The sequence below is a fragment of the Cutibacterium sp. LaCa_255 genome, from assembly GCF_057458005.1.
Genome location: NZ_CP190956.1, coordinates 1,013,831 through 1,026,148, shown reverse-complemented (window position 1 = coordinate 1,026,148; position 12,318 = coordinate 1,013,831). Strand labels below are relative to the sequence as shown.

At 64.8% G+C, this 12,318-nt stretch carries 10 protein-coding genes; 6 read left to right on the top strand and 4 right to left on the bottom strand.

Annotated features, from left to right (window positions below; genetic code table 11):
• Positions 1-222 precede the first annotated feature (222 nt).
• From ACP8ML_RS04570 to ACP8ML_RS04555, 4 genes are read left to right on the top strand one after another with little or no spacing between them, the layout of a single operon-like run.
• Positions 223-744, top strand: a complete 522-nt coding sequence (locus ACP8ML_RS04570) for a rhomboid family intramembrane serine protease (protein WP_065672833.1) — start codon at positions 223-225, stop codon at positions 742-744.
• Positions 745-777: 33 nt separating this feature from the next.
• Entirely contained in the window at positions 778-1,767 is a 990-nt protein-coding gene (locus ACP8ML_RS04565) for a 1,4-dihydroxy-2-naphthoyl-CoA synthase (RefSeq protein ID WP_004811696.1), read from the top strand.
• A 39-nt stretch (positions 1,768-1,806) separates the two neighbouring features.
• Complete coding sequence (locus tag ACP8ML_RS04560; protein WP_117189540.1) at positions 1,807-2,973, top strand: AMP-binding protein; 1,167 nt, start codon at positions 1,807-1,809, stop codon at positions 2,971-2,973.
• A gap of 60 nt (positions 2,974-3,033) precedes the next feature.
• Positions 3,034-4,224 carry an isochorismate synthase gene (locus tag ACP8ML_RS04555; RefSeq protein ID WP_065672593.1) on the top strand — a complete coding sequence of 397 codons (1,191 nt, stop codon included), beginning with the start codon at positions 3,034-3,036 and terminating at the stop codon, positions 4,222-4,224.
• Positions 4,225-4,230: 6 nt separating this feature from the next.
• Here ACP8ML_RS04555 and menD read toward each other — a convergent pair whose 3' ends face one another.
• From menD to lepA, 3 genes are read right to left on the bottom strand one after another with little or no spacing between them, the layout of a single operon-like run.
• A complete protein-coding gene (gene menD, locus ACP8ML_RS04550) occupies positions 4,231-5,781 on the bottom strand; it encodes a 2-succinyl-5-enolpyruvyl-6-hydroxy-3-cyclohexene-1-carboxylic-acid synthase (protein WP_117189792.1) in 1,551 nt (516 codons plus the stop codon).
• Positions 5,778-6,788 (bottom strand): o-succinylbenzoate synthase, encoded by a 1,011-nt coding sequence (locus tag ACP8ML_RS04545; protein ID WP_081302554.1) that lies wholly within the window; start codon positions 6,786-6,788, stop codon positions 5,778-5,780. Before ACP8ML_RS04545 ends, menD begins: the two co-directional genes overlap by 4 nt.
• Positions 6,785-8,632, bottom strand: coding sequence for a translation elongation factor 4 (lepA, locus tag ACP8ML_RS04540; RefSeq protein ID WP_171048675.1), 1,848 nt, complete (start codon positions 8,630-8,632; stop codon positions 6,785-6,787). The genes ACP8ML_RS04545 and lepA overlap by 4 nt, the downstream gene beginning before the upstream one ends.
• 175 nt (positions 8,633-8,807) lie before the next feature.
• Between lepA and ACP8ML_RS04535 the strand changes: the two genes are divergently transcribed.
• Positions 8,808-10,721, top strand: a complete 1,914-nt coding sequence (locus ACP8ML_RS04535) for an alpha-amylase family protein (protein ID WP_486703043.1) — start codon at positions 8,808-8,810, stop codon at positions 10,719-10,721.
• A gap of 145 nt (positions 10,722-10,866) precedes the next feature.
• Positions 10,867-11,133 (top strand): 30S ribosomal protein S20, encoded by a 267-nt coding sequence (gene rpsT / locus ACP8ML_RS04530; protein WP_004811708.1) that lies wholly within the window; start codon positions 10,867-10,869, stop codon positions 11,131-11,133.
• Between the two features lie 186 nt (positions 11,134-11,319).
• Here the strand turns inward: rpsT and holA are convergent, their stop codons facing one another.
• Positions 11,320-12,318: a DNA polymerase III subunit delta gene (holA, locus tag ACP8ML_RS04525; protein ID WP_179856522.1), complete on the bottom strand. Its 999-nt coding sequence runs from the start codon at positions 12,316-12,318 to the stop codon at positions 11,320-11,322.

Below are 12,318 nucleotides of genomic sequence, written 5' to 3'. Positions count from 1 at the left end.
CTCCTCGACCTTCTACCGCTCTTGCGGCATCCGTTTCGTGTGTTGGGAACGATAGAACCACACCGACGGGTCGTTTGTGAGGAAAATCACAGAAATTTCCCGATTCTTCTTTGCGACACTGGATACATGACTTCCTACCTGCCTCCGTCGTCCACTCCTGTCCACCGACGTCGGGCCGAAACACCGAGTCGCACGAACTCCATCGCCAGCAGCGCCGGGGTGATGATTGTCGTCGTCGCGATCATGTGGATCCTCGAGGTCGTCGACACCGTGCTCGGCAACACCCTCGATCAGTTCGGGATCCATTCCTGGACCGGTCAGGGACTGTGGGAAATCTTCACTGCTCCGTGGCTGCATTACGGCTGGGCCCATCTGGCCGGTAACTCCGTGCCGCTCTTCGTCCTCGGCATGCTCGTCTACATGGAATCGACATCAACCTGGGTCACCTCAGGGCTCATGATCACGGTGTGCTCGGGGCTCTTCGCGTGGTTCTTCAGCGCACCGGGAACCATCACCCTCGGTGCGTCCGGGATCGTCTTCGGTTGGTTGGCGTATCTGCTGGTCCGGGGCCTGTTCACCAAGAGGCTGCGCGACATCCTGGTGGCCATCGTCGTCTTCCTCATCTACGGGTCTGTGCTGTGGGGTGTGCTTCCGGGACAGGCTGGGGTGTCCTGGCAGGCCCATCTGGGCGGTGCGGTCGGAGGTGTCATCGCGGCGTCGTGGCTGGCTCGTCGTCCCAGGTGAGACTGCCTGACCAGGGGTGGTAGCTTCCACCGGGTGAGCACCCTTCCTTTCGTCTCCGACACCTTTGACGCAGACCGTTGGCGCGAGGTCAACCTTCCCGGCGACCCCTTGACCGACATGACCTTCCACCGCCTCATCTCGCGTGGAGAGGTCGACCACGCCCCGGCCGGCGAGGACCTGCCGGTGGTGCGGATCGCCTTCGACCGTCCTGCCATCCGCAACGCCTTCCGCCCGCACACCGTCGACGAGCTGTACCGCTGTATCGACGCGGCACGCTGCACCCCTGACGTGGCAGCGATCATCCTGACCGGGAACGGCCCCTCTCCGCGCGACGGCGGATACTCCTTCTGCTCCGGCGGTGACCAGCGCATTCGCGGTGCAGCTGGTTACCAGTACGAGTCCGAGGAGACGGCCGGCGACGAGGACCTGGCCACCGACGCCCGCCGAGAGCGGATCGCCAGGGGACGTCTGGGGCGTCTCCACATCCTCGAGGTGCAGCGGCTCATGCGCGCCACCCCCAAGCCGATCATCGCCGCCATTCCTGGTTGGACGACCGGTGGTGGCCACTCCCTCATGGTGGTGGCCGACATGGCGGTGGCCAGCCGGGAGAACGCTCGGTTCAAGCAGGTTGATGCCAATGTCGGCTCCTTCGACGCCGGATATGGTTCGGCCCTGCTAGCTCGCCAGATCGGTGACAAGAGGGCCCGCGAGATCTTCTTCCTGGCGGAGACGTACACCGCCGAGCAGGCCGAGCGGTGGGGGGTCATCAACCGTGCCGTCGATCACGTCGAGCTGGAGAGCATCGCCATCGAGTGGGGCCTGACGATCGCCGGTAAGTCCCCGCAGGCCATCCGAATGCTCAAGTACGCCTTCAACATGGTCGACGACGGCATCGCCGGTCAGCAGGCGTTCGCCGGGGAGGCAACCCGCATGGCATACATGACCGAGGAAGCTCAGGAGGGTCGCGACGCCTTCCTCGAGCACCGCTCCCCCGACTGGTCCAGCTACCCGTACTACTTCTGATTCCTCGCCTCTGGACACCACGACCCGACAGGAGGCCCGATGGCCGAGACCGCACGACTGCACGTCGTCCGGGTGGAACGCACCCAGACAGACGTCGTCTGGCTGGCCGAGCGCTTGACACGCTTCTTCCAAGGCTCAACGCGCTCGGTTCTCGTGCCGGCCGGGAGCGAGGAGAACCCAGTGGCCACCCTCGAGGACGTCGAGAGGAGGACGGTCTTCCTGCCCGATGAGGTCGGGCTCGTGATGCGCACGTCCGGGTCGACCTCTGCTCACGGACGCCTCGTGGGTATCTCAGCGGCTCAGCTGCTGGCGTCCATCAACGCCACGGATGCGCGACTTGGCGGGGCCGGAACCTGGGTGCTCGCCCTTCCCCCCAACCACATTGCCGGTCTACAGGTCGTCGCCAGGGCCGCAGCCGGTGATCGCTCGGTGGTCGTCGTCGAGGGGAAGGTGACTCCTCAGGCCCTGTCTGACGCCATCGACGAAGCGGTACGGAGGGATCCGAACGGTCGGGTGTATCTGTCCCTGGTGCCGACCCAGCTGACCGACTGCATGGATGACTCAGTTGCCCGTGACGCCTTGACGCGATGTTCCGCGATTCTCGTCGGGGGTGCCGCGACCTCCTCGCAGTTGGTTTCCGAGGCTCGAGCTGCGGGGATGCCGATCGTGCTGACCTATGGCATGAGCGAGACCTGTGGCGGTTGTGTCTACGACGGGGTCCCGCTCGACGGGGTGCAGGTTCGTCTGGACGAGGATGGTCGGGTGTCACTGTCTGGTCCGATGGTGATGTCGGGGTATCTCGATGAGGGACCGGCCGATGATTGGTACCTCACCGGCGACATCGCCCACTGGCGAGACGGCCGACTCGCCGTCGATGGTCGGGCCGACGACCTCATCATTTCCGGTGGACTCAAGATCTCCCCCAGCCAGGTGGCCGATGCCGTCACCGCAACCGGGTTGGTGAAGGACTGTGTCGTCGTCGGGCTGCCCGACGAGAGGTGGGGCCAGGTCGTCACGGCCGTCGTCACGGGATGTCAGGAACCGGAGCGTGTCCGGGACACCGTCAATCTGCCACGGGAACTTCGTCCGCGAATCGTCGTGACGGTCGAGGCCATTCCCATGTTGGCTTCCGGGAAAGTGGATCGTCTCGGGGTGAGGAGACTAGCCGAGCAGGCCAAGGCAGACGGATCTGCCTGGACGCGTTGACTCAGGCCGCTGCTGCCGTTCCCGTGGCCGGCCGACAGGCCCGGAGTAGCATCTCCCCTCGTGCACACCTTGTCCTGCGATGTCGACCTGTCCGCTGCGAGTGGGGCTCGGTGGTTGGATACCGCGCGTCGTTACTGCCCGCCCGAGGTCGAGCCGTGGATCTGGGTGGCTCCCGACACCGACGATGCCCCGGCCATGGTCGGGTGGGGCGAGCAGGCCCGCTTCACCGCAGGCGGCCACGGCGCTGCCGCGAAGGCGTTCAATGCCTATTCATCGTGGGCTGCGCAGCACTCTGACGCAGCTCCCGTGGCTTTCGGTTCTTTCCCGTTTTCCCGGGACGAGGACGGATTCCTCGTCGTCCCCGCTGTCCTCCTCCTCCGTCGTCACCTGGGCGAGCGCACTCTCGTCTTCTGCGCGGATCCCACCCCGATTCATCGCGGCGATTCTGACCTGCCGGTCATCGAGACCCAGCTTCCCGATCTTGACGCTGAGAACTGGAGCCAGGCCGTCAACGCCGCGACGACCCGGCTGTCCCAGGACCCCGAGCTGGAAAAAGTGGTGCTCTCGCGGTCGGTGACCGTCCAGGCGTCCGCCCCGATGGACCGTGGACTCGTCGCGTCCCGGCTATCGGGCAAGTTCAGCGGCTGCTGGACCTACTGCCATGATGGCCTCGTTGGGGCGACTCCCGAGTTGCTCGTTGACTGCCGCGATGGCCTGTTCCGTTGCCGGGTGCTCGCCGGTACCCGCAAGCCTTCCTGGTCCCATGAGTTGTTGCAGGATCCCAAGGAGCATCGTGAGCACGAGCTGGCGGTGGCTTCCGTGACAGGACGACTGACCGAGGCTGGCCTGTCCGACCCTGCCATCCGCGGGCCCTTCCTGCTGGAACTGCCCAATGTCACCCACCTCGCCACGGACATCACCGCTAGGGTCGGCACGTCGAATGCTGCACAGATCGTCGACGTCATCCACCCGACCGCAGCTGTGTGCGGCACTCCTCGAGAGCTCGCCTACCAGTTCATCGAGCAGACCGAGGTCATTGACCGAGGACGGTTCGCCGGGCCAGTGGGATGGATGTCGCCGGATGGGTCAGGCCAGTGGGCCTTGGCCCTGCGCTGTGGTCAGTTCTCCGAGGACAACCGATCCGTCCGGGTACACGCCGGTGCGGGCATCATGCCCAGCTCCGACCCGGACAAGGAATGGATCGAGACCGGAGCCAAGATGGAGGCCTTCACGTCGGCGTTGGAGGGCTGAGACCCCTCAGACCTGCGGCAATGTCACCTCGACGATGCTTCGTCCGCGGACAGATTCAGTCAGGAAATCCGTGGTCTCGACGCACTGGTAGCGGGCCCCGACGGTCTTCGCCAGCCCTGCCAGATCGAGCTCCTGCGGGGTGAGGAAGAACCTCTCCAACACCGGACGAGGAGCAGCGGCGTGCTCCAGACCGGTGAAGATCGCTCCCCCGGCGTCATTGAGGACGACTACCTGGACGTCGATGTCCCGTTCCGCAGCTCCCCTGAGGAGGGCGGTCGCGTCGTGGGCGGCAGTAAGGTCCCCGACGACGACTCGCACCGGCATTCCCAGCCCCAGGTGCAGGCCGACACCTGTCGAAGCGGTGCCGTCAATCCCAGCCAGTCCTCGGTTGGCGATGGCCACCGGTCCCCGCTGCTCGGGAACGGCGCAGCGATCGAAGGAGCGGATGACGGCGGAAGCGCCGAGCACGAGAAGTGGCCCGACCTCGCGGCAGGCGTCGGCCCAGATGGCCGCGCAGATCTCGTCCTTGCGAGTGGCGGCTACCGGATGGTCGGCGCGTTTCCACCGAGCGAGCCAGGCCTCGTCCCGACTGGCGGTGCGCACCGTGATGGGACCTGGGACGACCCGGGCACCACCGGCGACGTCGGTCCAGCGAGAACCGTCGGCGACGACGGTGCCGGGCTGGTTCGCCAAGAGTCGTGTAACGGGTCGTGACAAGGTGGGATGTCCGAGGACGAGGACGGCCTCGACCTCGTCGGCCAGATTGGTCCCGAGCACTCCTTGGTAGTCGGTGAGGGCGTTCTCCCCCACTCGCGCCCCGGAACTCGGCTCGGCCAGCAGTGGCCAGCATCCTTCCTCGGCCAGGGCGACGGCGTCACGTCCGGCACCGTCACCGGCGACGACGACGGTGTGAGGAGGCATGAAGACCGGGGTCGACGGCCGGACGATCCTGTCCACGACTCGGGGCTTGGGGGGCACCGGATGCCACGGCTCGTCGGGGACGAGCGGGTCACGGAATCCGACGTTGAGATGGACCGGCCCGGGGTCCGAGGACAGTGCCCCACTGGCAGCCGTCACGGCGCGCAGCACGAGCCCGTCGAGACGGTCGTCAGCGGGGAAACCGGCGGGAATGGCGCCGAAGAACCTCGGTGCCGTCCCGTAAATCCCTTCCTGGGTGGTGGTCTGGTTGGCACCGGTCTGCCACATCTCGTGGGGACGATCGGCAGAGCACACGACGAGCGGAACTCCGCTGGCGTCGGCCTCCAACACCGCGGGATGCAGGTTGGCCACCGCTGTCCCCGAGGTCGTCACGACCACAGCCGGGCGCCACAAACCCTCCATCATCGAGCCTCGTGAGAGCCCCAGGGCGACGAATCCGGCCGACCGTTCGTCGAGACGCACGTGGACGTGCAGCCATCCAGCAGCCTCAGCATCCGCCAAGGCATATCCGATGGGGGCGTCGCGGGATCCAGGACAGTAGACGACATGTTCGACCCCGGCTCCGACAAGGGCACTCACCAATCGGCGAGCTACTGCAGTGGAGGGGTTCACGGTCATCTCCGTTCCAAGTCGGCCAGGGCGGCCACGGTGAGATCCAGACGCTCGGTCCATCTCGGACACAGGTCGTCGTCGGGATCGTCGGCCTCGACGTCGACCACGCCTCGCTGCGGAGTCAGGTAGCCATCAACGGGCATCAGGGGTGAGCCACTGACGTCACCGCGGAAGAGCCTCAGGGTCCCCAACCCGCAGGCATGGTCGAGCTCGGGCAGGGCGGCCGCCAGGTGGGTGGCCAGTCCGATGCCGATGCTGGTGTCCAGGGCCGAGGAGACGACGGCCGGCAACCCGGCGGCATCGATGACCTCGAGGGCGCGGACAACACCGGCCAACGGCTGAGCCTTGACGATGATGAGGTCGGCCGCACCAGCTCGTGCCACCGCAACCGGGTCGTCAGCGCGACGCACCGACTCGTCGGCCGCCACCGGAACATCGACCCGGCGTCTCACCTGGGCGAGATCCTCGACCTGGGGGCAAGGCTGCTCGACGTACTCCAGTCCCTCGGCTGCGGCGTTGAGTTCGGCGATGGCCCACACTGCCGTCTCGACGTCCCACGCAGCATTGGCGTCCACCCGGATCTGGCCGTCTGGCATGGCCTCACGCACCGCGGCGACCCGGCGGCAGTCCTCCCACAAGTCGCTGCGGGGATCGGCGACCTTGACCTTGGCGGTGGTGCAGGCCGATTCAGCTGCCATCGTCCGGGCGAGATCGGCGTCAACAACAGGGATGGTGACGTTGACGGGGATGCGGTCACGTCGGGCGGCCGGGACAGGTTGAGTGGCCCCCTCGATGCCCGCACGCAACCAGGACGCGGACTCGGCCGGGTCGTAGTCCCAGAACGGGGACCACTCTCCCCAGCCCTCCGGGCCGTGCAGCAGGGTTCCCTCGCGCACCTCGATGCCACGAAACCTCACCGTCAGCGGCACGGTGAAGGCGATCACCTGGTCGATGCCGCGATCAGCCAGCTGGGGCGGAACCTGCAGCCGACGGGCGTGCAGTCGGGAACTCACTTCTTCTCCGTCGACTCGCCGGTGCGCAGAGCGGCCACGAAGGCCTCCTGGGGCACCTCGACCGAGCCGACCACCTTCATCCGCTTCTTACCCGCCTTCTGCTTCTCGAGCAACTTGCGCTTTCGGGAGATGTCACCGCCGTAGCACTTGGCCAACACGTCCTTACGGACGGCACGGATGGTCTCTCGAGCGATGACGCGAGCGCCGATGGCAGCCTGGATCGGCACCTCGAACTGCTGGCGCGGGATGAGTTCCTTGAGCTTGGCCGCCATCGCGACGCCATAGGAATAGGACTTGTCGCGGTGGACGATGGAGCTGAGGGCGTCGACCGGATCGCCATTGAGCAGGATGTCGACCTTGACGAGGTCAGCGGCCTGCTCACCCGCCTCGTGGTAATCCAGCGAGGCGTAGCCCTTCGTGCGGGACTTGAGCTGGTCGAAGAAGTCGAAGACGATCTCCGAGAGGGGTAGTCGGTACCGAATCTCCACGCGGTCCGAGGAGAGGTAGTCCAGTCCCTGCTGGACCCCACGGCGCTGCTGGCACAGCTCGAGGATAGTGCCAATGTACTCGGCAGGACTGAGGATGGTGGCATCGACGATGGGCTCGTGCACCTCGGCGATACGCCCGGAGGTCGGGTACTCCGACGGGTTGGTGACGGTGACGGTCGACCCATCCTCCATGAGGACGTGATGCACCACCGAGGGCGCGGTGGAGATGAGATCGAGATCGAACTCGCGTTCCAGGCGCTCGCGCACGATCTCCATGTGCAGCAATCCCAGGAAGCCGACGCGGAAACCAAATCCCAGGGCGGTCGAGGTCTCGGGCTCGTAGACCAGGGCTGCGTCGTTGAGCTGCAGCTTGTCGAGGGCGTCGCGCAACTCCGGATAGTCCTTGGCATCGATTGGGAAGAGCCCCGAGTACACCATGGGCTTGGGATGCTGGTACCCGCCGAGATCCTTCTCGGAGGGCTTAGCGGCATTGGTGACGGTGTCGCCGACTCGGGACTGACGGACATCCTTAACGCCAGTGATGAGGTAACCGACCTCGCCGACGGACAGTCCGTCAGCTGGCACCATCTCCGGGGAGATGACGCCGATTTCGAGCACCTCGTGGGCTGCCCCGGTACTCATCATGAGGATCTTCTCGCGGTGACGCAAAGCGCCATCGACGACGCGGACATAGGTGACGACGCCGCGGTAGGTGTCGTAGACCGAGTCGAAGATGAGGGCACGAGCTGGAGCGTTGGCCACTCCTTCGGGAGCAGGCACCTTAGCGACGATGGTGTCGAGCAGGTCGTCTACCCCGTCACCGGTCTTCGCGGAGACCCGCAGCACCTCGGACTCATCACATCCAATGATTCCGGCGATTTCAGCGGCGTGACGATCCGGTTCGGCGCCCGGAAGGTCAATCTTGTTGAGAACTGGGATGATCTCCAGGTCGGCCTCCAGGGCCAGGTACAGGTTGGCCAGGGTCTGGGCCTCGATGCCCTGAGCCGCGTCGACGAGCAGAATCGCCCCCTCACAAGCCTGCAGGGACCGCGAGACCTCGTAGGAGAAGTCGACGTGCCCCGGGGTGTCGATCATGTTGAGAATGTGGGTGGCACCGTCGACCTCCCACGGCATCCGCACCGCCTGGGACTTGATGGTGATGCCGCGTTCCCGCTCGATGTCCATACGGTCCAGGTACTGAGCGCGAGCGCTGCGCTCGTCAAGGACACCGGTGATCTGCAACATCCGGTCGGCCAGGGTCGACTTGCCGTGGTCAATGTGCGCGATGATGCAGAAGTTCCGAATGATGGCCGGATCTGTGCTGCCAGGCTGAGGCGCGGACATCTGCTCCCTCATGTCTCGACGATGGTGCCGGGGGTGCCCGGCTCAACTTCCAGTCTCTCACGCACCAGCGACACAGTGCTCAACCAGTGCTCACGGCCTGGTTCAACTCAGTACTCATCACGGCGCTCATCCCGTCGACCACACGTCAATCCCGACGGTCAGCTCCACACCCGATTAGGCTTGAATCATGGTCGCCGACGACAGCCTCCGACATGCGAGCCTCGATCCGTCCACCCAGCAATCCTTCGAACTGCGTTGGGAGCGCTATCTCCCCGATCTGTGGATCGGTCTCAGCAGGGTCTACGGCGATCGCGCCGACGAAACCTTGCAGAGAGTCCGGGACATTCTCGTGACCCGGATCGCCAAGCGCCCTGACGATCTCAAGCGTCTCGACGAGGCTCGGCTCCTTGAACCCGACTGGCTGCAGAAGCCGTCCATGATCGGATACGCCACCTACACCGACCGTTTCACGGGCACCATCAAGGGCATCAACGATCATCTGGACCATCTGTCCGAGATGGGGGTGCGATATCTGCACCTCATGCCCTTGCTGCAACCACAACAAGGAGTCAATGACGGGGGCTACACCGTCGCCGACCATCACACGATCCGTACTGATCTGGGTACGATGGACGATCTCGACGATCTGACGACCACGCTGAGGAGCCACGGCATCTCCCTGGTCGTGGACCTGGTCGTCAACCATGTGGCAGCCGAGCATGAGTGGGCTCAGCGAGCACGTGCTGGTCAGCAGAAATACCGTGACTACTTCCACGTCCTGAAGACTCAGAACGAGGTCGATGCGTGGGAGAAGGATCTCCCGGAGGTCTTCCCCGACTTTGCGCGTGGCAATTTCACCTGGAACGACGACTGTCAGGGATGGGTCTGGACGACCTTCAACGAGTTCCAGTGGGACCTCAACTGGGCCAATCCCGACGTCTTCTGCGAGTTCCTCGACCTCATGTGCGAACTCGCCAACCGCGGAGTGGAGGTCTTCCGTCTGGACGCCATCGCCTTCATCTGGAAGAAGCTCGGCACCGGCTGCCAGAACCTCCCACAAGTCCACGACATCACCCAGTCACTGCGCCAGGCGATGCGAATCGTCGCTCCTGCCGTGGCCTTCAAGGCCGAGGCTGTCGTCGGCCCGAATGACCTCATCGGGTATCTGGGACGAGGCCGCCACTGGGGCAAGGTATCGGACATGGCGTACCACAATAGCCTCATGGTGCAGCTGTGGAGCGCCCTGGCTGCCCGCGACGTCAGTCTCATGGAGACGGCCTTGAGCCGGGTCCCCGACAAGCCCTCGACGACAACCTGGGCCACCTATGCCCGGTGTCACGACGACATCGGATGGGCGATCGACGACGCTGACGCCCGCGACACCGGGCTGGACCCCGTCGCCCACCGTCGATTCCTCTCAGACTTCTACTCTGGGGATTTCCCCGGGTCCTTCGCCCGCGGCCTGGTCTTCCAGGACAACCCGGAGACCGGTGACCGTCGCATCAGCGGCTCCCTGGCGAGCCTCGCTGGATTGGAACGTGCCTTGGAGGCCGAGGACCCGGCCCTCATCGACGCCGCCATCGCCCGCATCGTCATGTTGCACACCGCGATCCTGGGGTACGGCGGCGTGCCGCTCATCTGGATGGGTGACGAGGTCGGAATGCTCAACGACGACTGGCAGCGCGACCCTGATCATACTGACGATAACCGATGGGTCCATCGTCCGGTGATGGACTGGTCGTTGGTGGAGCAGGCTCAGGCCGAGCCTCACAGCGTCCCTGGTCGAATCTGGCGCGGGGTGAGACGAGCCATCAATGCCCGTCGTCGCAGCCCCGAGTTCCATGCGTCGGTGGAGACGGTCGTACTGCCCTCACCCAGCCGCAAGGTCATCATGTGGGGCCGACCGCATCCAGAAGGCCGAATGATCGAGCTGTACAACGTCAGCGAGCAGGAAGTCTGGTTCCCCATGGAAACCCTCCGATCGGAACTCGACGACGTCGTCACCGAGCTGCTGAGCGGATTCGACTACGATCTCACCCCCATGAACCTGCGGCTTGCCCCATACGAGTGTCTCTGGTTGAGTGCCCGACCTGGATCCTGATGTGCCCACCACAATGCTCCGACTAGGGGTGAGACCACGAGGGTACCCGCTGATTTGGGGCGTACGGCGTTGATTTGGTAACATGACCTGTCGCGCCTGTTTGGCGCTTTCCACGTACACCGATCAAGGAATCAGAGGCTGCCCAGTGCCGAACATCAAGTCGCAGATGAAGCGCGTGAAGACCAACGAGAAGTCGCGCCAGCGCAACAAGGCCGTCAAGTCCGCCCTGCGCACCTACGTGCGCAACTTCCGTCGCGCCGCTGAGGCCGGAGACGTCGAGGTCGCCACCAAGGCTGCCAAGATCGCCAACCGTCAGCTCGACAAGGCCGTGTCGAAGGGCGTCATCCACAAGAACCAGGCCGCCAACCGCAAGTCGGCCATCTCCAAGAAGCTCAACTCTCTGGCAGCCTGAGTCTTCCTCTCCCCTTCAGGGGATGCACAGAGCGCCTCGACCCACTGGGTGGTCGAGGCGCTTGACGTGCCTGTCGTGGAACATGTCAAGACGCTACCGCCAATCATGCGGCCCGGCCAACCCAGGAACTCCATCGGACCTGACACTCTTCAGAGCCTTGGTAAGGATACGGCCCGGGGCTCTGGTTCAGGATTGTCGGGCCCTCTCGACGTCGATGAGCATCGACTCCAGGGCGTAATCGGCGTCAACTGCGGCACCCTTGACGGCGGCGTCGCAGGTACTGACGAGCCGAATTGCCTTGGCCGCTCCAGCCTTGCTCCAGGACCGAGCCTGCTTGTTGAGGGCCTTGAGTTTCCAGGGCGAGACGCCGATCGCCTGAGCCAGCTGTTTGTCCCCCATCCGCTGGCTGCGCATGTCCAGGAACAGTCCCAGGGATCGTAGACCGCGAGCCATCGCGGCCGTCACCGCTGCTGGCTGAACCCCGGTCGACAACCCCCAGCGCAAGGTTTCCAGGGCATCGGGAAGCCGTCCTTCCAGGCTGGCGTCGGCAACATTGAATGCCGAGATCTCCGCCCTGCCACCGAAATAAGTCTTGACGGTCTCGGCCCCGATCCGGCCATCCGGTGAATCGCTGGCCAGCTGGTCGATGGCCGCGGCCAAAGTGCGAAGATCGTTGCCAAGGGCTTGGTGCAAGGCGTCGTAGGCGTCATGATCCATGTCGAGATGGGCTCGACGAGCCTCCTTGGCGATGAAGTCAGGGATGGCCCAAGGCTTGGGGGGTTCCACCTTCACCGTCTCGATCTTCGCCTTGGAGAGCTTGGTCAAGAGCCCCTTTCCCTTCATCCCACCGGGATGGACGAGGACGAGGCACAGGTCGTCCGAGGGTTGTGACGCCGTGGTGACGACCAGGTCGAAGAGGTCCTTGTCGAGATCAGCGATGGAATCGACGACGACGATCGTCGCCTCGCTGAACAGGGACCCTCCGGTGGCTTCCACGAACCGGCCCGCGTCGACCTCGCGGCCCTCCAACTCAACCAGTTCAGCCTCTGGGACCTCCTGTCGGGCGGCTTTCACCCGAGCATCGACGGCCCTGTCCGACAACAGGGTCTCCGACCCCTGGACCAACAATGCTGTGCCGTAGACCGAACTCACTCTCCCAAGGATGCCAGAGGATGCCGTCAGGAT

Bases quoted from the DNA above. Each gene is read 5' to 3' on its own strand.
- ACP8ML_RS04535 (WP_486703043.1), top strand. From the start codon at position 8,808: ATGGTCGCCGACGACAGCCTCCGACATGCGAGCCTCGATCCGTCCACC.
- lepA (WP_171048675.1), bottom strand. From the start codon at position 8,632: ATGAGGGAGCAGATGTCCGCGCCTCAGCCTGGCAGCACAGATCCGGCC.
- menD (WP_117189792.1), bottom strand. From the start codon at position 5,781: ATGACCGTGAACCCCTCCACTGCAGTAGCTCGCCGATTGGTGAGTGCC.
- ACP8ML_RS04560 (WP_117189540.1), top strand. From the start codon at position 1,807: ATGGCCGAGACCGCACGACTGCACGTCGTCCGGGTGGAACGCACCCAG.
- ACP8ML_RS04570 (WP_065672833.1), top strand. From the start codon at position 223: ATGATTGTCGTCGTCGCGATCATGTGGATCCTCGAGGTCGTCGACACC.